The organism is Flintibacter muris (assembly GCF_943192995.1).
Classification (GTDB): Bacteria; Bacillota; Clostridia; order Oscillospirales; family Oscillospiraceae; genus Lawsonibacter; species Lawsonibacter muris.
Map to the genome: position 1 here is coordinate 1 of NZ_CALPCP010000017.1, position 20,019 is coordinate 20,019.

23 protein-coding genes and 1 pseudogene are annotated in these 20,019 nt (G+C 59.8%); 4 read left to right on the forward strand and 20 right to left on the reverse strand.

Annotated features, from left to right (window positions below):
- Window positions 1-171 precede the first annotated feature (171 nt).
- Window positions 172-396, forward strand: a complete 225-nt coding sequence (locus NFS22_RS13285) for a helix-turn-helix domain-containing protein (RefSeq protein ID WP_277614774.1) — start codon at window positions 172-174, stop codon at window positions 394-396.
- A gap of 249 nt (window positions 397-645) precedes the next feature.
- Here the strand turns inward: NFS22_RS13285 and NFS22_RS13290 are convergent, their stop codons facing one another.
- On the reverse strand, window positions 646-864 hold the full coding sequence (locus NFS22_RS13290) for a helix-turn-helix domain-containing protein (RefSeq protein WP_251318239.1): 219 nt from the start codon (window positions 862-864) through the stop codon (window positions 646-648).
- Between the two features lie 182 nt (window positions 865-1,046).
- On the opposite strand from NFS22_RS13290, the gene NFS22_RS23860 reads away from it, so the two are divergent.
- Together NFS22_RS23860 and NFS22_RS13300 are read left to right on the forward strand one after the other, a co-directional pair.
- Window positions 1,047-1,466, forward strand: coding sequence for an amidoligase family protein (locus NFS22_RS23860; protein ID WP_338147974.1), 420 nt, complete (start codon window positions 1,047-1,049; stop codon window positions 1,464-1,466).
- Window positions 1,351-1,680 (forward strand): annotated as a pseudogene (locus NFS22_RS13300) (ATP-binding cassette domain-containing protein); the annotation flags it as partial. The gene NFS22_RS23860 and the pseudogene NFS22_RS13300, both read left to right, overlap by 116 nt.
- Window positions 1,681-1,839: 159 nt before the next feature.
- On the opposite strand, the gene NFS22_RS13305 reads toward NFS22_RS13300, so the two are convergent.
- The 16 genes from NFS22_RS13305 to NFS22_RS13380 all read right to left on the reverse strand — a co-directional run bounded on the left by NFS22_RS13305 (window position 1,840) and on the right by NFS22_RS13380 (window position 15,533).
- Entirely contained in the window at window positions 1,840-2,151 is a 312-nt protein-coding gene (locus NFS22_RS13305) for a type II toxin-antitoxin system RelE/ParE family toxin (RefSeq protein ID WP_251318240.1), read from the reverse strand.
- Window positions 2,138-2,407 carry a type II toxin-antitoxin system Phd/YefM family antitoxin gene (locus NFS22_RS13310; protein WP_251318241.1) on the reverse strand — a complete coding sequence of 90 codons (270 nt, stop codon included), beginning with the start codon at window positions 2,405-2,407 and terminating at the stop codon, window positions 2,138-2,140. The genes NFS22_RS13305 and NFS22_RS13310 overlap by 14 nt, the downstream gene beginning before the upstream one ends.
- Before the next feature lie 103 nt (window positions 2,408-2,510).
- A complete protein-coding gene (locus NFS22_RS13315) occupies window positions 2,511-2,858 on the reverse strand; it encodes a helix-turn-helix domain-containing protein (protein ID WP_251318242.1) in 348 nt (115 codons plus the stop codon).
- 620 nt (window positions 2,859-3,478) lie between these two features.
- Window positions 3,479-4,192, reverse strand: a complete 714-nt coding sequence (locus tag NFS22_RS13320; protein WP_251318243.1) for a V-type ATP synthase subunit D — start codon at window positions 4,190-4,192, stop codon at window positions 3,479-3,481.
- On the reverse strand, window positions 4,193-5,581 hold the full coding sequence (locus NFS22_RS13325) for a V-type ATP synthase subunit B (RefSeq protein WP_251318244.1): 1,389 nt from the start codon (window positions 5,579-5,581) through the stop codon (window positions 4,193-4,195).
- Window positions 5,578-7,353 (reverse strand): V-type ATP synthase subunit A, encoded by a 1,776-nt coding sequence (locus NFS22_RS13330; protein WP_251318245.1) that lies wholly within the window; start codon window positions 7,351-7,353, stop codon window positions 5,578-5,580. The genes NFS22_RS13325 and NFS22_RS13330 overlap by 4 nt, the downstream gene beginning before the upstream one ends.
- 126 nt (window positions 7,354-7,479) lie before the next feature.
- The gene (locus NFS22_RS13335) at window positions 7,480-7,788 is read right to left on the reverse strand and encodes a V-type ATP synthase subunit F (protein ID WP_251318246.1); all 309 of its coding nucleotides are present in this window, start codon (window positions 7,786-7,788) and stop codon (window positions 7,480-7,482) included.
- Window positions 7,789-7,802: 14 nt separating this feature from the next.
- Window positions 7,803-8,789, reverse strand: a complete 987-nt coding sequence (locus tag NFS22_RS13340; protein ID WP_251318247.1) for a V-type ATPase subunit — start codon at window positions 8,787-8,789, stop codon at window positions 7,803-7,805.
- A 17-nt stretch (window positions 8,790-8,806) separates the two neighbouring features.
- Window positions 8,807-9,493: a V-type ATP synthase subunit E gene (locus NFS22_RS13345; RefSeq protein ID WP_251318248.1), complete on the reverse strand. Its 687-nt coding sequence runs from the start codon at window positions 9,491-9,493 to the stop codon at window positions 8,807-8,809.
- Between the two features lie 23 nt (window positions 9,494-9,516).
- Complete coding sequence (locus NFS22_RS13350; RefSeq protein WP_251318313.1) at window positions 9,517-10,053, reverse strand: V-type ATP synthase subunit K; 537 nt, start codon at window positions 10,051-10,053, stop codon at window positions 9,517-9,519.
- Window positions 10,054-10,074: 21 nt separating this feature from the next.
- Window positions 10,075-12,015 (reverse strand): V-type ATP synthase subunit I, encoded by a 1,941-nt coding sequence (locus NFS22_RS13355; protein WP_251318249.1) that lies wholly within the window; start codon window positions 12,013-12,015, stop codon window positions 10,075-10,077.
- Complete coding sequence (locus NFS22_RS13360; RefSeq protein WP_251318250.1) at window positions 12,015-12,329, reverse strand: hypothetical protein; 315 nt, start codon at window positions 12,327-12,329, stop codon at window positions 12,015-12,017. The genes NFS22_RS13355 and NFS22_RS13360 overlap by 1 nt, the downstream gene beginning before the upstream one ends.
- A gap of 199 nt (window positions 12,330-12,528) precedes the next feature.
- Entirely contained in the window at window positions 12,529-13,617 is a 1,089-nt protein-coding gene (locus tag NFS22_RS13365) for a putative glycoside hydrolase (protein WP_251318251.1), read from the reverse strand.
- A gap of 129 nt (window positions 13,618-13,746) precedes the next feature.
- On the reverse strand, window positions 13,747-14,481 hold the full coding sequence (gene ymfI, locus NFS22_RS13370) for an elongation factor P 5-aminopentanone reductase (RefSeq protein ID WP_251318252.1): 735 nt from the start codon (window positions 14,479-14,481) through the stop codon (window positions 13,747-13,749).
- 12 nt (window positions 14,482-14,493) lie between these two features.
- On the reverse strand, window positions 14,494-14,829 hold the full coding sequence (locus NFS22_RS13375; protein ID WP_251318253.1) for a branched-chain amino acid transporter permease: 336 nt from the start codon (window positions 14,827-14,829) through the stop codon (window positions 14,494-14,496).
- Window positions 14,820-15,533: an AzlC family ABC transporter permease gene (locus NFS22_RS13380; protein ID WP_251318254.1), complete on the reverse strand. Its 714-nt coding sequence runs from the start codon at window positions 15,531-15,533 to the stop codon at window positions 14,820-14,822. The genes NFS22_RS13375 and NFS22_RS13380 overlap by 10 nt, the downstream gene beginning before the upstream one ends.
- Window positions 15,534-15,708: 175 nt before the next feature.
- Between NFS22_RS13380 and NFS22_RS13385 the strand changes: the two genes are divergently transcribed.
- Window positions 15,709-16,602, forward strand: a complete 894-nt coding sequence (locus tag NFS22_RS13385; RefSeq protein WP_251318255.1) for a diacylglycerol/lipid kinase family protein — start codon at window positions 15,709-15,711, stop codon at window positions 16,600-16,602.
- 51 nt (window positions 16,603-16,653) lie between these two features.
- On the opposite strand, the gene rsfS is transcribed toward NFS22_RS13385, so the two are convergent.
- The 3 genes from rsfS to nadD are packed head-to-tail and all read right to left on the reverse strand — an operon-like array spanning window position 16,654 to window position 19,836.
- Window positions 16,654-17,040, reverse strand: coding sequence for a ribosome silencing factor (rsfS, locus tag NFS22_RS13390; protein WP_251318256.1), 387 nt, complete (start codon window positions 17,038-17,040; stop codon window positions 16,654-16,656).
- A gap of 23 nt (window positions 17,041-17,063) precedes the next feature.
- Window positions 17,064-18,620 (reverse strand): LCP family protein, encoded by a 1,557-nt coding sequence (locus NFS22_RS13395; protein WP_251318257.1) that lies wholly within the window; start codon window positions 18,618-18,620, stop codon window positions 17,064-17,066.
- 4 nt (window positions 18,621-18,624) lie between these two features.
- Window positions 18,625-19,836, reverse strand: a complete 1,212-nt coding sequence (nadD, locus tag NFS22_RS13400) for a nicotinate (nicotinamide) nucleotide adenylyltransferase (RefSeq protein ID WP_251318258.1) — start codon at window positions 19,834-19,836, stop codon at window positions 18,625-18,627.
- Window positions 19,837-20,019: the final 183 nt, after the last annotated feature.

Below are 20,019 nucleotides of genomic sequence, written 5' to 3' on the forward strand. Positions count from 1 at the left end.
TTATCTATGAAGTACAGTACTGCGTCTACCAGTTCCCGCTTTTCCCATTTGCTCCTGTTTCCCGCTGGCGGAAATAGCGGCGCGATGATGGCCCATTGGCTGTCGCTTAAATCGCTCGCATATCTGCGTCTCTCATTTTTCTGTATCATACCCTCATTATAGCACCTTTTTATCTATTGGTACAGCTTCTTAGCCCGAATGACAGGGATAAGGGCCTCTACAATAGGCGACTACTACAATGAGTTGACGGATCGCATCAACCTCCGGCACTTTGAGCTGATATGCAAGGCGTTGGACTGCGATCTGACAGATCTCCTTGTCTATCATCCAGACGAGGACACCCCCGTAAAGTCGCGCAGTGGCGCTCCCCTACATGAGCAGCCGCCCAAGGAATAAGCCATGCTCCACAAAACAAGAGGCGTTTGGTCTTAATGAGCGAATGCCTCTTGTTTTTTTCTAAAAATCTTCTGGGTATGGCGCCCCTTCTTTCCACCTGTATCCAAGGAGGCACTGCCGTCCGTCATATTCTATTTCACTTGATGTTTTTCGTCCAATGTATTCCGCATTTTGGTGGATGCAATCCACACACCAGGGCCATCCTGGGCCTTCTGCACCACATATTCCTTTTTCCATTGACTTCTCCTTTTAGGCCTCGGATTCATCCGGGTCTTTTTTTATTTCCACCACATCCGCGATGGAGCAATCTAGCGCCAGACAAATCCGCTCAATAACCTCCAGAGCGACATACTGATTTTTATTGAGCTTGTTGAGGGTCGAATTGCTCATACCGACCATCTTCACAAGCTCCATTTTTTTCACGCCCTTTTCGATAAGGGTATGTTGCAGCGGCTTGTATGAAATCATGGTGCCACCTCCTTGACCATACCATACCACAACACTGTCGATTTGTCAAAACTTTTTTGCGAAAAATCGAAAATAACTGTTGATAAATCGACATCCACGTGGTATCGTATGCTCACAATAACACGACACTATTTAACTTGAACGCGACAAAATTATGGGAGGTCACAAAGATGTACGATATGATGAAGAAGCAGAACTTTGGTGTGGAGATTGAGCTGACGGGTATCACCCGCGAGCAGGCCGCTAACGTCATCGCCACTTACTTCGGTACCCAGACCCGCTACCTCGGCACCTACTACAACACCTATGAGGCCCGCGTCCGAAGCGGTGACAGTCTTGTACTTGATCGTGGGCATGGTGACCTTGGCAATGCCGATCAACGCGCCGCCGTTCTCGTACATCAGGTAGTCTACATGGCCATTGGGATAGATCATAGTCGGTTACCTCCTTATGCCGTGCGGTGGGAGGGCGCAGTAGAGGTGGGGCGGCGGGCATCTATCCGGCGGAGAAAAGCAGCGCATTTCCACCGCCCGCGCCATGCTGAAGGACGCTCCCATTTTGATTCTGGACGAGGCCACGGCGAGCATCGACCCGGAAAATGAGGCGGTGATCCAGCGGGCCATTTCCGCATTGACCCGGGGCAAAATCCTGATCGTCATTACCCACAGGCTGGGCACCGTGGCCAACGCGGACAACATTGTGGTTGTCAACCAGGGAGTTATCGAGGCCCAGGGAACGCAGGAGGCGCTGCTGAAAAACTGTCCGCTGTATGCGCAGATGTGGAGCGCCTATCTGGGGACCCAAGATACGGACTGATAGAAGGAACGATTGATGTTTGGCGTTTTGAAAAAAATCTTTGCTTTAATATCTGCATCAACAAAAAAGAACCCCCGCCGATAGGCCCTCAACAGACTTGCCGGCGGGGTTCTTTGTGTGTCTCTGATGAGTTCCACTGCTTCGGAAAGTACAGCAATCTTATTTAAGCAACTTGGGATAATCCGTCTTTCCGTTTACCACACGGTAGATGGTCACCGTATCATCGATGAGCCGATAGACCGCAACATAGGTCTTTGTCAGCACCAACTTTCGATAGCCCAGAACCGCAAGCTCCGGGTCTGGGTGGAGCGTCCCAAGCACTAGAAAGTCCTGAAGCCGTCCAATCTGTTCCCGGATAGAACGATAAATCTCCCTGGCGGACGATGGACCAAACTGGCTGGCATGGAACTTTACGATCCCCAAGATATCTGTTTCCGCCAGGGGCAGATACGCCAGCTTATGCCTTGCCATTCAGCAGCGCCTCCACCTTGGCGTCCAGGTCCTCCTGGGTGGATGTCGGTGCGCCTGCCAGCCGCGCCGCTTCCGCCGCCAGGATGCTTGCCCGATGAGCCAGCATCTTCTCCCGTTCCTCATACGCCTCAATGCTCATATAAACACCGTCGGCCTCGCCCTTGTTGGTGATGAAGATCGGTTCGCCGGACTCTCGGGCCAAAAGCGATATTTGCAGATACTCGTTACGCAGTGCGGTGGACGGTTTGATCGTCATAGCTGTCCCCTCCCTGTAATAGTTCTGCCCTTAGTATATCATCTTCCTGATAGATATGCAAGCCTGTAAGAAGATGACTGGGAGGAAACACAGAGAAAGAAGTCTACCGTTCCATGATATTCAGCCTCCGCAGGGAGGCTTTCAGCGCAAGAACGGTATCAGTGATCAGCTTGGCTTCCTCGTCGCTGCAATCGGCCACCAGCTCCGCCAGCCAGCTGTCCCGCACATGCCGAGCTTGATCTACCTCCATACAAAGCAGCTCGTCCATAGAACAGCCCAGAGCATTGACGATATCCACCGTGACCTGAAGGCTGGGGATACTGTTGCCGGTTTCGATGTGGCTGATATGTGTGACCCCTACCCCTGCGGCCTCCGCCAGTTTCTCCTGCGTCAGCTTCTTTTGCAAGCGGACCGCTCGAATGCGTTGCCCGACGGTTTTATAGTCAATCATGCCGCAAGTATCCTCCTGAATTTTGATGCTTGTATTGTAAGTGCAATCTGGCTATGTTATAATGGCTTTAAAGCGCAATAGACTTTTAAAGTATATATAAACAGAGAAGAAATTTGCTTCCGCGCGGCGTATGGAAGTATGGAGGAGAATTATGAGTACCTGCTTTTTCATCGGACACCGGGATGCTCCGGACAGCTTACTCCCCGCTCTATCTGCCGCAGTAGAGAAGCGTATCACAGAGCATGGTGTGGATCAGTTTTTAGTTGGAGCATATCCGACTTTCATTGTACTTGTTCCTCCCAACTAGATTTTCAAATGAAACCAAACACCGAAACCGTCCCGAAAGTGTTGCGCCCGGAAAGCTATACCATTCAGAGCGTTTCACCCTCCCCTCTCTGGACCTGTCCCAAAAACTTGTTTTTGAAACACCCTTTTGGTGCGTCTCATTTGATACTAAAACTTACTTTCAGAGCAATCAAAAAAGCATATGGTCAAATGATTTGGAATTTTTGGAATTGCAGACACAAAAAATGGTACTGCCCAGGATTCCTCCCAAGCAGTACCATCTTTCACTTTTTAGGCCCATCCTAGAAGCGGTAAATAAGCGGTACAGCTACCCCTTAAACCTCTGACGGCGCCTCACTCGAATCCCCGAAAGTCCTTATGGCTCTAGCGGTTTCAGCCCGCTTCTCTTCCAGGGATTCCTTCAAAATCATGTCCTTCACCTTCATCAGCCGGATGGTGTTGGAACGCTCGTTTTCATCCAGCTTCATGGTGATATATTTGATATTGGCCTGCATCTCGGGGATTTTCACATACTCCAGCGCATTGACGCGGCGGCGGGTTTTTTCGATCTCCTCAGCCAGCAGCTGGGAGGTTTTTTCGATCTCCGCCAACCGCAGCATATCGGACAGCACCCGGGACAGGGCGTCCACCGCGTCGTCCAGCTCGCCGCTGGTCTGAGCGAAGCCATAGGGGTAGACCTCACCGGGGTCCTGGCTGCTGGTGTGGAACTGATACTGAGGCACATCCACCGACATGATATTCTGGAAGGTCATATCCAGCTCCACAGACTGCTTGGGGTAGAGCAGGGACTGCTCCAGCATCTCCGGAGACATAAGGGCGGCGGCCACGGTAAAGGCGCCGTGGGCCTTCATCAGGCCCTCCTCCACCCGGCGGCGCAGCGCGCGGTTTTCACGGACCACGTCCATAAACTGCTTCATCAGCTCATCCCGCTTATCTTTGAGCAGCTTGTGGCCGCGGATAGAGGTACGCAGGCGGTTTTTCAGCCGGTTCAGCTCCTGACGGGTGGGGTTGATTGTTGTGGAAGGCATTTATACCCCCCCTTGATCCTTCTTGGGCATATACTTTTCGATCATCTCAGGCTTAATCCGCTTCAGCTCGGTCCGGGGCAGGATGGACAGCAGGTCCCAGCCCAGGTCCAGGGTCTCAAAGATGGAGCGGTTCTCGTCCGTCCCCTGGGAGACGTAGCGGCGCTCAAACTCGTCGGCAAACTTGGCGTAGAGCAGATCGGTGGGGGACAGAGCAGCCTCGCCCAGAATGGACATCAGCTCCTTGTTCTCCTTGCCGGTGGCGTAGGCGGCGAAGAGCTGGTTCATGGTGCCGGCGTGGTCCTCACGGGTCTTGCCCTCGCCGGTGCCCTTGTCCTTCAGACGGGACAGGGAGGGCAGCACGTCCACGGGGGGATTGACACCCTTGCGGAACAGCTCACGGGACAGGATGATCTGGCCCTCGGTGATATAGCCGGTCAGGTCGGGGATGGGGTGGGTCTTGTCGTCCTCGGGCATAGTGAGGATGGGGATCATGGTAATGGACCCCTCCTTGCCCACCTGACGGCCGGCCCGCTCGTAGAGGGTAGCCAGGTCGGTGTACAGGTAGCCGGGGTAGCCGCGGCGGCCCGGGACCTCCTTCTTGGCGGCGGACACCTCACGCAGGGCCTCAGCGTAGTTGGTGATGTCGGTGAGGATGACCAGCACGTGCATTCCCTTCTCAAAGGCCAGGTACTCCGCGGCGGTGAGGGCCATACGGGGGGTAGCGATACGTTCCACGGCGGGGTCGTTGGCCAGGTTGGTGAACAGCACGGTACGGTCAATGGCGCCGGTACGGCGGAACTCCTGAACGAAGAACTCAGACTCCTCGAAGGTGATGCCGATAGCGGCAAAGACCACGGCAAAGTTGGATTCGCCGTCCAGCACCTTGGCCTGGCGGGCGATCTGGGCGGCCAGGTTGGCGTGGGGCAGGCCGGAACCGGAGAAGATGGGCAGCTTCTGGCCGCGGACCAGGGTGTTCAGCCCGTCAATGGTAGAGATACCCGTCTGAATAAACTCATTGGGGTAGTTCCGGGCAGCGGGGTTCATGGCCAGGCCGTTGATGTCCCGATACTCGTCGGCCAGGATGGCGGGGCCGCCGTCGATAGGCTGGCCCATGCCGTTGAAGACCCGGCCCAGCATATCGCCGGACACGGCCAGCTGCAGGGGATGGCCCAGGAAGCGGATCTTGGACTCGGCCAGGTTGATGCCGGCGGAGGCCTCAAACAACTGGACCACGGCGGTATCGCCGTTGACCTCCAGCACCTTACAGCGGCGGATGGTGCCGTCGGTGAGCTCTACCTCAGCCAGCTCGTCATAGGTGACGCCCTGAACCCGCTTGACCACCATCAGAGGGCCGGAGATCTCTTCAATCGTCTTGTATTCACGGATCACGCTTCATCCTCTCCCTTCTCGGCGATAGCGGCAATCTGCTCCTCCATCTCCTTGCTGATGATGTCATAGGCGGCGCGGTACTCGTCGGCCACCACCGACTTGGCACGGCCGATCTTCTCCCGCACGGGAACAGAGAACAGGTCGTTCAGGCTTCCGCCCTTGGCGGAGGCGTCCCGGCACAGGTCCTCATACTGGCGGATCATGGCCAGCATCCGGGCCTGACGGTCATATTCAGAGTAGCAGTCGATATCCACAAAGGAGTTCTGCTGCAAAAAGTCCTCCCGGAGCATTTTGGCAATTTCCAGGGTAATCTGGTCCTTGGCAGACAGGGAGTCCTTACCCACCAGCTGAACAATTTCGTTCAGATTGGCCTCCTCCTGGAGGGTGGACATGGCCCACTCCCGGTTAATCAGGAAGTCCTTGCCCAGGTTCTCGTCGTACCAGGGGCGCAGGGAGTCCAGATACAGGGTGTGGGAGGTCAGCCAGTTGATGGCGGGGAAGTGACGGCGGTAGGCCAGGGAGGCGTCCAGAGCCCAGAAGACCTTGACGATCCGCATGGTGGCCTGGGAGACGGGCTCGGACAGGTCGCCGCCCGGAGGGGACACCGCGCCCACGGCGGTCAGGGAGCCCCGGCGGTCCTCGTCGGACCCCAGGCAGGAGACGGAGCCGGCCCGCTCGTAGAACTGGGCCAGCCGGGAGGACAGGTAGGCGGGGTAGCCCTCCTCACCGGGCATCTCCTCCAGACGGCCGGACATCTCACGCAGAGCCTCGGCCCAGCGGGAGGTGGAGTCGGCGATAACGGCCACGGCGTAGCCCATGTCACGGAAGTACTCAGCAATGGTGATGCCGGTGTAGATAGAGGCCTCACGGGCGGCCACAGGCATGTCGGAGGTGTTGGCAATGAGCACGGTCCGCTTCATCAGGGTCTCGCCGGTACGGGGGTCAATCAGCTCGGGGAACTCCCGAAGCACGTCGGTCATCTCGTTGCCGCGCTCGCCGCAGCCGATATAGATAACCACGTCCACGTCGGAGAACTTGGCCAGGGCGTGCTGCATCACCGTCTTGCCGCTTCCGAAGGGGCCGGGGATGGCGGCGGTGCCGCCCTTGGCCACAGGGAAGAAGGTGTCTACAATCCGCTGGCCGGACTGGAGGGGAATCACAGGGGGATACTTGTGCTTATAGGGGCGGCCCACACGGACGGGCCACTTCTGCATCATGGTCAGCTCGTGCTTCTCCCCCTTGTCGTCCACCAGGATGGCAATTTTGTCCAGCACGGTGTAAGAGCCGGACTGAATGGACTCAATGGTGCCGCTCATCTTGGGGGGAATCATGATTTTGTGGAGAATGGAGTTGGTCTCCTGAACGGTGCCGATAATGTCGCCGCCCAGCACCTTGTCTCCGGCTTTCACCGTGGCGGTAAAGTCCCACTTTTTCTCCCGGTCCAGGGCGGGCACCTCCACGCCGCGGGGCAGGTTGTTGCCCTTGACCTTCTTCATAATGACCTCCAGCGGACGCTGGATGCCGTCGTAGATGTTCTCAATCAGGCCGGGGCCCAGCTCCACAGACAGGGGGGCGCCGGTGGTGACCACGTCGGCGCCGGGGCCCAGGCCGGAGGTCTCCTCATAGACCTGGATGGAGGCGGAGCCGCCCGTCATGGTGAGGATCTCACCAATCAGACGCTGCTCACCCACACGGACCACGTCGGCCATGTTGGCCTCCTCCATGCCGGTGGCCACCACCAGCGGGCCGGAGACCTTAACGATTTTTCCCATAGGCTTTGCAAACCTTCTTTCTGCTTATCAGATAACGCGGGAATTGGTAGGGCGCGACGACTCGGCGCGCCGAACCAAACAACCTGAGATGACGGCGCGCCGGGGTCGTCGCGCCCTACATCCAGGTCACAGAATATCCGCTCCGACGGCCCGTTCGACCGCCGTTTTGACGTTGGCCATACCGATGCCCAGAGAGCCCTCCTTGCCGGGGATCAGGATGATCGCGGGGGTGAGGGCGTCTTTATACCGGGCCACCTCCTGGGGGAGCTGGGCGGCCAGCTGCTCGGTCATATAGATGATGGCGTAGTTCTCCTTCGCCATGCGGTGAAGGACCTCCCGGCCCTGGTCGGGGGAATCCACGGGGCAGACCTCCAGCCCCAGGGCCTTGAAGCCCAGAACGCTGTCTTTGTCGCCCATGACGGCAATTTTATACATCTGCACCAACCCCCTTACACATAGGTTTCCCGGAGCCGGGAGCGGATGGTGTCCCCATCCAGCCCCGCCGCCCGTCCGGCAAAGATGGCCCGGATAGCGGTAAACTCCAGCTCTTTGGCGTACAGGTAGCCGATCACCGTCTCCTCCCCGAAGGGGATGCGGCGGGCGGCGGCCAGATAGGCGGTGAGGGCGTTGTCGCACTCCCGCTCAAAGGCGGTGAGGGACCCTCCCCCCGGCTGGGCCAGCTTGGCCCCCAGGTCCGCAGCCCGGGCCAGAGGTCCGGAGCGGAACACCTCTCCCAGGGCGTCTCCCCGGGCGGCGGCAATGGCTGTGTCAGAGGCATTCCCTCCGGCCAGCAGTACCTGGCGCAGGAACTCGCCCTCCCGGCCCATGCGGGCCACACGGACGGCGGAGCGCAGGTTTGCCACATCCACCGACAGGCGGACATAGCCCTGGAGGAAGGGGCTTTGCAGCTCCCTGGCCAGCTGGGCCATCTCGCCGTAACAGGCCCGGTCCAGGATCAGGTCGGCCCGCTGGGGGTCGCCTCCCTCAGCCAGGGCCGCCCGGGCCTGCTCCATAGCCTTTTTAAAGGCCTCTGAGGTGCCGCTGAGGGCCTCCCTCTTCCAGCCGTCCCAGAGGGCGGCGGGGTTGTACCTGCCGCCTGCCAGCAGCAGCCGTTCAGGGTCGAGCCCCTGTGCCTGGGCTTTCAGGATAGCCTTGGCGTTGTGGTAGTCATACTTGATCTGAAAGACCTCCACCAGCCGGGGGTCAGGGGCCCCCTGTTCCATGTCCTTGAAGACCTCGGCACGGGCCTGGGCCAGAGCGCCGTCCAGGCCAAGCGCGTCGTTATAGCCGCACTCGGCCAGCAGCTTCATGGCCTCGGCGTCGTCCCGGGCCTCAATCATCCGGTCCATCCGCTCCCGGGTGAGAAGCTTGTTCTCCATTGCCCGGATTCTCGCTGAAATAGCCAGATAGTCAGTATCTTTTTTGCGGTGGGACAAAGTAACTGCCCCCTTCCTTACGATTGAAACAGCGCGTCGGCGACCTTCTTCTCCATCTGCTCACGCTGGAGCCGGACCAGGGTCTCGAAGGCGCAGTTGATTTCCACATCACCGTCCACCATGATAAAGCCGCCCTTGATGTCCCGGGTCTGCTCCGACAGGGTAAGTCCCGCGCCGGTGACGATAGCGGTGGTGTTGTGGATCAGCTTATCCATCAGGGTGCCCATCTTGGACTTGGTGACCTCCTCAGGCAGGCCGGGGGCCCGCTCCTTGAGCAGGGCATCGTTGGCGGCCATGACCACCTGCTTGCCCACCCGGGCCCGGTCCTTCTGGGAGAAGATAATCTGCTCCTTGCCGCTGGAGGAGGCCTCCAGCGCCAGCTTGGTCAGCAGGGCTATGTACTCCTGCTCAGGCAGAGTGCACAGCTTCTCCAGGGCCAGGTTGAAGGCCTCGCCCAGAATCTCCTGCTTGGCGGCCAGCTCCAGCTTGCGCCGCTCCATCTGGGAGGCGGAGCTCAGCCGCTCCAGCCGCTCGGCGGCGGCCATACGGCCCTTCTCTATGATGTCGTTGGCCTCTTCCTGGGCCTGGGCTGAGGCGTTGGTTCGGATAGACTGGACCTTCGCGTCGGTCTCCGCCATCAGCTTGTTGATATCAGCCTGGGCGTCCTGGGCGATTTTGGCGGTAATTTTATTGATTCCTTCCATACTACAGTCCCCTTCCTGCGGGATCAGAACTGCAGCAGCATCAGCATGGAGGCCAGCAGGGACAGGATGGCGTAGAACTCCACGATGCCGCACAGGATCAGGCCCTTGGACCAGTCGTCAGGCTTTTTGGCCAGAATATTGATGGAACCGGCGGCCACGCGGCCCTGAGCGATGGCGGAAAGCAGTCCGCCCAGCGCCATGGGCATACAGGCGGCAAAGTAGGCCATGCCTCTGGAGATGGTCATCTCGCTGAGCAGAGTGGCAAAATCGCCGCCCAGCAGGCCCATGCTGTTGATGGCGAAGAACCACACCACCATGCCGTACAGACCCTGGGTACCGGGGAGCAGCTGAAGGACCATGACCTTACCGGACTTGCTGGGGTCTTCGCTGAGCAGGCCGGTACCGGCCTCACCGGCGATGCCGGTGCCCTTGGCGGAGCCGACGCAGCTCAGGCCCACCGCCAGGCCGGCGCCCAGCAGAGCCAGAGCCAGGCCGCCGAAGGCACCGAAAATTGTTCCGCTCTGATACACTTCCATCATTTGGGCCAGTTCATTACCCATAACCATAATTTTTTCCTCCTTTTATTTTACTACCTTGTAGTATTTGGTATTGAGATCCAGGGGACGGAAGGGTTTTCCGCCGTCCTCATAGAACCGTCCGAAGTATTCCAGGCATTGCAGACGCATGTCGTGGACAAAGCATCCCAGAATGTTCAGAGCAAAGTTCAGCGCGTTGCCCACCATGGCGATGATGAAGAAGGCGATCACGTTGCCCGTCATGGCGCCCAGGGTGTTGAACACCTGAGCGGTGACCGCGCCGGCCAGCATCAGGGCCATCAGGCGGGAGTAGGACAGGATGTCGCTGAAATAGCCGGTGATATTGTTGTACAGCGAGCCGAAGATGCCCATGAGCTTGCCCACAACGCCCTTCTTGCCGTAGCCCTGGGTGAGCACCAGGATCACCAGAATCACTACGATCATAGGGGTCACCAGACCAGTCACCGCAGCAACCCCGGCACAGATGAACACCAGGAACCAGGCGCCCTCGTTGCACAAAGCGGCCATAGTCTCACCCTGCTTGATCTGCTTGTACATGCTGACGGCCATGCCGGTAAAAATCTGCACCACGCCCAGAACCAGCGCGCCCACCAGCACGTTCACCGCCTTATCCAGGGGGTCAAACAGCTTGGGCAGGGCAAAGGTGCTGTTGGGGTTCATCAGCTGTACCAGCTGGGGGATCAGGTCCCCGAAGAAGCCGCCGGTGGCGGCCCCCCACAGGAAGGTGCTCACCCCGCACAGCCCCAGCAGGGGCATCATATACCGCATAGTCGCCCCGTCAGGCCGGGCCTTTTTGATTACCACAACAGACGCGATCATCATAATCAGGCCGTAGCCCATGTCCGCCATCATCATTCCGTAAAACAGGATGAAGAAGGGGGCCATCAGGGGATTGGGGTCCAGAGAGCCGTAAGCCGGGAGGGAATACATATCCGTCACCATGTTCAGCGGCTTGGTGAACCAGTTGTTTTTCAGGCGCACCGGCACCCGGGGGTAGTCCTCCGGGGCGGGGTCAGACGCCTCTGCGGCGCAGGGGTAGGCGGACAGCTCCCGCTCCAGGGCGGGCCACTGATCGGCCTGGACCCAGCCCTCCAGCAGGAAGGTCTGCCCGGTGTCCATCAGGCAGCTGCGGGCCTCCTCCCGGCTGGCGTTGACGCCGGCCAGGTCGGACAGCTGCCGTAGAGGGGCGTTGTACTCGCCCATGCCGGACAGCTTCGCCTCAATAGAGGCGGACTCATCCTTCAGCGCCTTGGTCTGCTGTTCCAGACGCTTCAGGTTTTCCGCCGCGGTGCCCGTCCAGTCCCTGAGGTTGGCCCGGGACCAGCCCAGAGCTTTCAGGGTCTCCAGGGCCGCCTCCGCCTGGCTGGTGTGGCACACCAGCATGCAGTAGCGGTACTCCCGGTCGGCTGACACCTCGTTCAGCTCCGCAAGCTGGCTTGCGGCCTGAACCTCCCCCTCCGCCTGCCCCATGGGGACATTGGCGGGCAGGGTGCCCAGCTGGATGGTCACCTGGCCGGTGGACCCTGTCTCCAAAGGCAGGTCCAGATCCAGCCAGGGGCGCAGCACCGCCTTCTGGCCGTCCAGTTTGTTTTCTTCCGCATGGATCGCGGCCAGGCGGCGGTCCAGATCGTTGATCTCCCTGGCTGCCTCCCGGGCCGCTTTTGCCCTCGCCTGGTCCAAAAGGTCCCCTTCCCGCACGTCGGGCTTGGGTTCCAGCAGACCGCTTTTGACCGGAGCATACCGCTTGAGGACCTCCAGGGCCCGTTCAGCCCCGGTTTGCTCCTCATGGGCGGCGGCCAGCCCCCCCGCGTCCGGAGGGGAGAGGGAGGCCCACAGGGGGTCCTCCGGATCAGCCTCGGGCTGAACAATCTCCACACAGCCCATGTGCTGGAGCTTGCGGAGCAGTTCCTCCCGGTCAGCCGTCATGGCCACCATGCGCAGGCGTTTCATTTTTTCTATGGCCATTACCGTTCCACGACCCTTCCAACAATGAGCTGCGCGGCCTTTTCCAGCCGCCCCCGGGCATTTTGCTTCAGCGTCTCGCAGTCCTTGGCAGCCCGGGCCAGTTCCTCCTGAGTCAGCTGAGCGGCTTTGGATTCCGCCTCTGCCATCATCCGGCGGGCCTCCTCACGGGCCTGCTGCCGGGCCTGCTCCACGGTCTGCTTTGCTTCCCGCTGAGCGTCAGCCAGCTTCTGTTTGGCCTGAGCCGCTGCGGCTTCCCGGTCGGCCTTGGCCTTCGTCTCTGCCTGGGTTACCGTTTGAATCGCTTCTAATGCCATGTTTTCACCACCTTTTTCCAGTGCTAGAATGGAGATATTCGCTAGTCTTTATTGTAGTAAACTTCGCCAAAAAATTCAAGTCCTTTTTCTTCATTTTTACCCGGTCAAATCCTTGTGTTTGCCTGGATTTTCCGCACTTTTTTCTTTTTGAGTAAAAAAACGTCCGCCGGGAGGGCCGGTCGGACGTCTTTTTCTTTCGTTACTGCCGGGGGATGACCGCCTGGAAAATCTCTGAGTCCTGAACAGCCTGTGCCACAATCTCCACCATCCGCTCCTGCTCATACCCCTCATGAGGCGGGATGGACAGGGCGTACAGTCCATCGTGGGTAGTCCAGATCCGGCAGGCGTACTGCTCCAGCAGCTGGGGTGTCACGCCGCTGAGGGCCAGCCCTTCACTGGTCAGGACATCCTCGTCAACCCGAAGAGAAAGCTTGGTGCCGTAAGGCTCCACCGCCGCCTGGACCTGGGTGAGAAACTCCTCCAGCTCGGCGGTAAAGCGGGCGGGGTTGTAGCTGTCCCCCTGGTTGATGTTGTCCACATTCCCCTGTACCGGGAAGAAGAACTGCTCCAGCACAATCTCGTCAAAGCCCAGATAGGCCAGCTCGGCGCACAGGCCGGCAATGTAGGCCTGCGCCTCTTCCTGGGCGGGGCTGAGCCAGCGCAGGCCCAGTTCGTCCCGCCAGTTATAGCTTCCCTTGCGCAAAGCCAGCTTATTCATGGAATATGGCACGCTGTCATCCCGGAAGCAGCATACCCGGGCAATGGTGTACACCTCTCCGGCGTTCCACTCCTTCAGCGCGTCGTTATTGGTTCGGGGGGCGTTCACCTCAGCCCAGTCCGCGGTAAACAGGTCAGAATACCAGGCCAGCTGGCCGCTGGCCTCCTTTACGTCCAGAATCAGGGCCTGGGCGTCCCCCTCCTCCAGCTTGGCGGCGGCGGTTCCGTTGACCACGTCGTCCACCGTCAGTTCCAGGGCGCAGCCTGCGCTCTGCTCAGGCTGAGGCTCCGTCTGGCTGCTGTCCGGTTCGATCACCACGCTGACGCTGCCCGGATCGGGCAAGGATGCGGAGGTGCCGGGACCGGCCTCCTCCCGGCGAAACATCTGGAGGAAGGGGGGCAGCTCCAGCTTGGGCCCATCGTCGGTATACACAATATAGCGCTGGGCGAAAAACAGTCCGGCCAGCACAAGAATCACTATCACTGCCAGAGTGACAGCAATGAAGGTTAAAATATCGGTAATCGTCCTGCGGCCCCGATAGCCGCCGACATCTCTGTTGGCCCGGCTCATGCTCTACCTCCCAACAATCTGGAAAATCCTGGCCGGCGTATTTTTGCAGGCGACTTATTATACCAAGTTTTCGCCCCTTTTACAACCGCAAATCCAGGGACAAAATCTTAAAATTCTACAAACTTTTTGTTAAATCACCATGCCGCCATCCACCCCCAGCACCTGTCCGGTGATAAAGGAGGCCCGGTCAGAGGCCAAAAAGTATATGGCCTGGGCCGCCTCCTCGGGCCGGCCAATGCGGCACAGGGGGGCCTCCTCCCCCAGCGCGGCCAGCTCCTCGGGGGAGAGATGGCTGTTCATGCCGGTGTCAATGACTCCGGGAGCCACACAGTTCACCCGGATGTTGGAGGGGCCCAGCTCCTTGGCCAGGGCCTTCGTCAGACCGATCACCCCCGCCTTGGCGGCGGAGTAGGGAGCCTCGCAGGAGCCGCCTGTCACCCCCCACATGGAGGAGACGGTCACAATAGCCCCCCGCTGCCGGCGCACCATCCCGGGGATTGCCGCCCGGAGGATGTAAAACATCCCGTCCAGATCCGCCGACATCAGCTGCCGCCACTGACTGTCAGTAGTGTCGGTGAGCAGCTGCTGGGGCAGGGCCGTCCCGGCGTTGCAGACCAGGGCGTCCACAGGCCCCAGGGTGGTTTCCGCCTTTTGAACAAGCCGCTCCGCCTGTTCCGGACGGGAGATGTCCGCCTGGATTGGAACAGCTTTTACTCCCAGTTCAGACAGCTCCTGAGCCAGCGTCTTAGCCTCAAACCGGCTGGAGTTATAGTTCACCGCCACATCCCAGCCCTCCCGGGCGAACAGCCGGGCTGCCGCCGCGCCGATCCCCCGGGAGGCGCCGGTGATGAGTACGCTGGACATGAGAACACCTCCTTACACGAATACCCCCTGGACCAGAATCATATAGAAGACCGTGGCCCCGAAAATGGACAGCAGATCGTTGCCCTTCCAGATATGAAGGAGAACCGCCGTCCCTCCCGCCAGCAGAGGTGGAACCCAGCCCGCAGGGGTTGCAAAGGTGACCCCTTTCAGGCAGTAGACAATGAGCATGGCGATAATGGCCGGGGGGAGCACCCGGCCCAGGTAGAGTACCAGCTTGGGGGGATGGTCCCCCCGGTCGAAGAGGAGAAAGGGCAGAGCGCGGGTGAGAAAGGTCACCCCCGCCATCACGGCGATAGAGGCCAGGGTCTGGGCAGGCGTCAGCGGCATGGTCTCTCCTCCTCTCTCTGGCAGCTCCCGTCCAGCCGGGGACGGAGCAGGGTCAGGGCAATGATGATGATGGCCAAAGCGGGCAGGAGCATGTCCTCCGCCCCCGCCAGCAGCAGGCTGGCCAGGGTGGCTCCTCCCCCCAGCAGAGCGGGCAGGTGGCTGCCGGCACTCTTCCATTGGCCCACGGCGATCACCAGGAACAGGGCGGTCATGGCAAAGTCCACCCCTGTAGTGTCAAAGCCCAAAGCGGAGCCCAGCACAGAGCCAATGGCTGAGCCTATCACCCAGTAGCTCTGGTCCAGCAGGGCCACGGTGAAGAAAAAGTCGTGCTCATCCACCCCCTCCGGGGCCTTGGCGGAGGAGAGCAGCGCATAGGTCTCGTCAGTAAGGGCAAAAATCATATAGAGCTTCCGCAGGCCCATGCCCCGGAACTTTTCCAGCATGGACAGGCCGTAGACCAGGTGGCGGAAATTGACCATCAGGGTGAGGAAGGCCGCCTGGGTCAGGGAGGCCCCCGTGGCCAGCAGAGATACGCCCAGATACTGCCCGGAGCCGGCGTAAATGACCGCGCTCATCAGCACAGCCCAGCCCACGCCGTAGCCAATGGATTGGAGCATCAGGCCAAAGGCCATTCCAATGGCCAGATAGCCCATCAGCACAGGGACCGTCACTGGAAAGGCGGCGGCCAAGGTCTTTCGATTCATGGGGAATACACTCCTATGGAACAGGTTTTCCTTATTTTACTCGTTTTTCTCCCTCCGCGCAACCCCAATTTCCCCGCTTCGTTAAGAAGGAATAAAGTTTTTGGAATCATCTTGATTTTTTAATTTTCATACCTATAATGGTACTCATATCTCATCCTTCACGGAGGGTCTTATCATGAACCGCCTGCTTTTTATCTTTAATCCCGCCTCGGGCACCGGCCAGGTGAAAGCCGCTCTGGCCCAGGTGCTGGATGTGTTCACCAAAGCGGGGTGGATCACCACCTCCTACCCCACCCAGTGCAAGGGGGACGCCGCCCGTACCACCCGGGAGCTGGCCGGCCAGTTTGACCGGGTCATCTGCGCCGGAGGGGACGGCACCCTCAGCGAGGTAGTCTCCGGCCTGATGGAGTCCGATTCCCCTCCCCCCCTGGGTTACATCCCCTTCGGCTCCACCAACGACTGCGCCACCACCCTCCGCCTGCCCCGAAAGCCCCGGGAGTCCGCCCTGGTGGCCGCCGGTACCGGCGTGACCCTCCCCATAGACGTGGGACGGCTCAACGGCAAGCCCTTTATCTACGTGGCCGCCTTCGGCGCCTTTACCAAGGTGGCCTACGATACCCCCCAGGAGCTGAAAAACACCTTTGGACATCTGGCTTACATTTTTGCCGGCATTGCCTCCCTGCCCACAATCGCCCCCTACCATATGAAGGTGGAGTACGACGGCAACACCCTGGAGGACGACTTCTACTTCGGCATGGTGAGCAATTCCCAGTCTATCGGCGGGATTCGTCCCCCCAGCGCCAGCCGTGTGGTGCTGGACGACGGGCTGTTTGAGGTCACCCTGGTGAAAAAGCCCCTCAGCCTGATCGACCTTACCGACGGCCTCCAGGCCCTGGCCAATCCATCCGCCGACCGCTCCGGGGCGCTGGTCCAGTTTCAGGCCAGTACGCTCACCTTTACCAGCGAGCAGTCCATCCCCTGGACCGTGGACGGCGAGTTTGGCGGAAGCCTGCCGGTCAACCGGGTTGAGAACTGCCGAAAAGCGCTGAAAATCGTGCGCGGAGAATAATACGCAGCGGCCCCGCGTCCGTCTCCGGACGCGGGGCCGCTTTTATCTGACTTACCGCAGTCTCCAGTTCTGGTGCTTGGGCATTTCCTCCAGCACTTTGGAGATATCCATCTCCTCAGCGTCGCTCCACAGCCGCTCCAGGTCGTAGAATTTCCGGGCCTCGTCGGTGAAGACGTGGACCACAACGCTGGAAAAGTCCATCAGCAGCCAGGTGCCGCCGCGGTGGCCCTCAATGTGGTGGGCCCGCTCGCCATTGCTCTCCGCCGCCTCCTCGCAGGCGTCGGACATGGCCTTTACCTGGGTGTTGGAGGTGGCGGTGCAGATGACAAAGTAGTCCGCCAGAGTGGTCAGGCCCTCGGTTTTCAGCACCTTGAGGTCGCCGCCCTTTTTGCTGTCCAGCGCGCGGGCCAGCAGGATCGCCAGTTCATAAGATTCCATCCAGTTCGCTCCTTTCTATTCTCTCAGGCCGCTGCCTGGGGTTCAGCCTGTTCCGTCTCCCCCTGTGCATCAGAAGACAGGTCAGGGAAAACTACGCTGGGGTCAATGGCCCCGATATCAACGGGATCGGTAGCCGCACCGGGGGAAGAGGTGTCACCGGGATCAGGCTGTGTATCGGGGCCGGTTGTGGTTCCAGGATCGGTAGTGGCGCCTGGATCAGTGGTTGTACCGGAGTTGGTTCCCGGATCGTCTCCGCCAGGATTCTCAGGATCGGTGACTGTGCCGGGATCGTCAGGGTCCTCTGTCTCCTCCAGGTCCTCCGTCTCTGTTGTGGAGGGGGCCGGGGGAACGGCCACCGCCGCGTCCAGAAGGGTGGCGTTGGTCACGCCAAAGCCGCCCCCGGATTTTTTATACATCAACTGCAAATCGCTGGATTTGATGTCATCCAGATAGGGATTCAGTCCGCTGTTGAGCAGCTCCAGCATCTCACTTTGCTGGACGCACACCAACGACGCCCCCCTGTACATCACCCCATAGTAGGGCATGGAGACAAATTCCACGCTGTTCTCCACATCCATGCCCACCGCCAGCTGGGCAAAGGCCAGGATGTTGCCCACCGTCAGGTCGGTATCCACATTTTCCGTAAAAATCTGAACCAGGGAGGGCAGTTTCAGCAGAATCTCCGGGGTGAGGCACTTTTTCAGCACCGCGGTGAGAAAGTCCCGCTGCACCTGGGTACGGCCCACGTCGCCCAGGGAGATGCTGCCGGTGTTATTTTTCCGAAAACGGATCACCTGCATGGCGTCGTCGCCGTCCAGCAGGCGCAGGCCCTTCTTTTGATGGATGTGCAGGTCCTGATAGGGGTCGTCGTAGTCCATGTCAAAGGGGACCTCAAACTCCACGCCGCCCACGGCGTCCACCAGCTGGCCAATGGCCTCCCATTCCACCAGAACGTAAAAGTCGGGGTAGATACCGGTGACCTTGCTCACCTCTTTTTTCAGGGCAGTCATACCGTTGGCCACCCGCTCCTTGTCAGACAGCTTCCGGTCCCCCATATTCGCGGCAAACACTGTATTCAGCCGCTTCTGGCCTCCGGATTTTCCGCTGGTGTTAATCATAGTATCCCGCAGCAGGCTGACGGCACTGATGGTCTTGCCCTTGGTATCATAGGTAATCAGGATCATGGTGTCGGTGGAGCCGCTGACCACGTCCCTGCCGCACAGCAGGAAGGTGTAGTACCCCTCCTTCCGTCCGCTTCGGGCCACCTCGGGCAGGTCGGCCCCCGCAAAGGAAAGATCCCCCGTCTGTCCTGGCTGGATCTGGGAGGTGCTCCCTGAAGCACCGGGGTTGGTCCCGGGCAGATTGGGTACCTCCGGCAGCCTCATCCAGGACCGCAGAAACAGGAACAGGGCAATAATCAGGATGGCCACTACCACCAGTACCTGAAATACGCGGTATTTTATCTTCGCCCCCCGGTCCAGTCCGGCCACCCACGCCCGGTGCTGATTCCACCAGAGGACCAGGGGGAAGGTATTGCCGGGGGCCTCCCGCTTGCCGTGCTTTTCGTCATATTCGCTCATTGTCTCACCCTTCTGTCGTAACACCGTGGTCCCGCAGCCAGGCCTGGGCCTGGGCCGTATTGGAATGGATGGGCAGCTGACGCTCCCGCATCTCCTGGATGGTGGTCTCCACCCCCAGCAGCAGGGCTTTGTCCAGGTCCTGATAGGCCAGCTCCCGCAGCCGTTCCACCCCGTCAAAGTCCCGGTTGGGCTCCATGTAGTCAGCCACATACAATATCTTCTCCAGCACCGTCATATCCGCCTTGGCGGTGGTGTGCCAGAAAATGGCCTCATATACCTCATCAGGTTCCCCAAAAATGTGCCGGGCCATGCATGCCCCCGTTTTGGAATGGAGCAGCTTGGGGGCAGTGCGCTCCAGATCATCCAGAGGGACGCCGTACTGCTCGCAGATGGCGATATGCTCCTCGCCGGTGAGGTACTTGGTGCAGTCGTGGAGGATGCCCGCCCGGCGGGCGTAGTCCTCGTTGGCGCCCCAGCGCCGGGCCAGGCGCACCGCCTCCTCCTCAGTTCCCCGGATATGGCGCACCCGTTTCTCCTGCACCATGGCATAGGAGCAGGCGCGCAGCTCGGGAATGTCCAGATGTTTCAGGTCGGCGCGGGTGCCGTACAGCCCCTTCATCAGAATATAGCCGTAGACGCAGGGGTGGAGGTACTCCGCCCCCTCTCCCTTTGCCAGCAGCTCCCGCAGCTTTGTGGAGGAGATATCCACCAGCCCGGGCAGGGTGATGGTGGTGATGTCCGCCTTGGGAAAGCTTTTTTGCAAATGCTCCCGCTGCGGGGCGAAGACCGCCTCGCCGTCCTGTTCTGTCCTGCCAAAGGCGCAGATGCCCGCCCGCTTCAAAATGGTCTCCGGATCGTGCCACAGGTGGAGGGTGAGGAACATGTCCGTCCCCATAAGCAGCCACAGCCGGGCCTCCGGGTACTGCTTGTGGAGGGCCTCCAGCGTGTCGGAGGTATAGCTTTTTCCCTGCCGCTCCAGCTCCATGGGGGAGACCTCCGCCACGCCGGGCAGCAGCAGGGCGTCAGCCAGCTTGGCCGCCATGGCCAGCCGGTGTCCGGAAGCCGGGGTGCCCTCTGGCAGCTCCTTGTGGGGCGGGATGGCCGCCGGGATAATCAGCAGCTTATCCAGGCCCAGCACGTCAATGGCCGCCCGCGCCGCCGCCAGATGCCCCAGATGGGGCGGGTTGAAGGTTCCTCCAAAAATACCGATCTTCATTACTGACACCGCCTTATTCAGAATGAAAATTTCACAGGGCCGCGCCAAGGGCCCCCTTCACAAAGGGGGCTGTCAGCCGAAGGCTGACTGGGGGTTTTCCCAAAAAACCAGATGCGTTTCGGGAGAGGAAAACCCTCCGTCATTTGCTTTGCAAATGACACCTCATCTCGGCCTAAGAGCCGC

Coding starts and splice junctions, on each gene's coding strand:
- NFS22_RS13315 (WP_251318242.1), bottom strand. CDS start 2,858: ATGATTGACTATAAAACCGTCGGGCAACGCATTCGAGCGGTCCGCTTG.
- NFS22_RS23860 (WP_338147974.1), top strand. CDS start 1,047: ATGAAGAAGCAGAACTTTGGTGTGGAGATTGAGCTGACGGGTATCACC.
- NFS22_RS13345 (WP_251318248.1), bottom strand. CDS start 9,493: ATGGAAGGAATCAATAAAATTACCGCCAAAATCGCCCAGGACGCCCAG.
- NFS22_RS13290 (WP_251318239.1), bottom strand. CDS start 864: ATGATTTCATACAAGCCGCTGCAACATACCCTTATCGAAAAGGGCGTG.
- NFS22_RS13380 (WP_251318254.1), bottom strand. CDS start 15,533: ATGAATCGAAAGACCTTGGCCGCCGCCTTTCCAGTGACGGTCCCTGTG.
- NFS22_RS13330 (WP_251318245.1), bottom strand. CDS start 7,353: ATGGGAAAAATCGTTAAGGTCTCCGGCCCGCTGGTGGTGGCCACCGGC.
- NFS22_RS13335 (WP_251318246.1), bottom strand. CDS start 7,788: ATGTATAAAATTGCCGTCATGGGCGACAAAGACAGCGTTCTGGGCTTC.
- NFS22_RS13395 (WP_251318257.1), bottom strand. CDS start 18,620: ATGAGCGAATATGACGAAAAGCACGGCAAGCGGGAGGCCCCCGGCAAT.
- rsfS (WP_251318256.1), bottom strand. CDS start 17,040: ATGGAATCTTATGAACTGGCGATCCTGCTGGCCCGCGCGCTGGACAGC.
- NFS22_RS13320 (WP_251318243.1), bottom strand. CDS start 4,192: ATGCCTTCCACAACAATCAACCCCACCCGTCAGGAGCTGAACCGGCTG.
- ymfI (WP_251318252.1), bottom strand. CDS start 14,481: ATGTCCAGCGTACTCATCACCGGCGCCTCCCGGGGGATCGGCGCGGCG.
- NFS22_RS13350 (WP_251318313.1), bottom strand. CDS start 10,053: ATGGGTAATGAACTGGCCCAAATGATGGAAGTGTATCAGAGCGGAACA.
- NFS22_RS13385 (WP_251318255.1), top strand. CDS start 15,709: ATGAACCGCCTGCTTTTTATCTTTAATCCCGCCTCGGGCACCGGCCAG.
- NFS22_RS13355 (WP_251318249.1), bottom strand. CDS start 12,015: ATGGCCATAGAAAAAATGAAACGCCTGCGCATGGTGGCCATGACGGCT.
- NFS22_RS13310 (WP_251318241.1), bottom strand. CDS start 2,407: ATGACGATCAAACCGTCCACCGCACTGCGTAACGAGTATCTGCAAATA.
- NFS22_RS13305 (WP_251318240.1), bottom strand. CDS start 2,151: ATGGCAAGGCATAAGCTGGCGTATCTGCCCCTGGCGGAAACAGATATC.
- NFS22_RS13375 (WP_251318253.1), bottom strand. CDS start 14,829: ATGCCGCTGACGCCTGCCCAGACCCTGGCCTCTATCGCCGTGATGGCG.
- nadD (WP_251318258.1), bottom strand. CDS start 19,836: ATGAAGATCGGTATTTTTGGAGGAACCTTCAACCCGCCCCATCTGGGG.
- NFS22_RS13360 (WP_251318250.1), bottom strand. CDS start 12,329: ATGGCATTAGAAGCGATTCAAACGGTAACCCAGGCAGAGACGAAGGCC.
- NFS22_RS13365 (WP_251318251.1), bottom strand. CDS start 13,617: ATGAGCCGGGCCAACAGAGATGTCGGCGGCTATCGGGGCCGCAGGACG.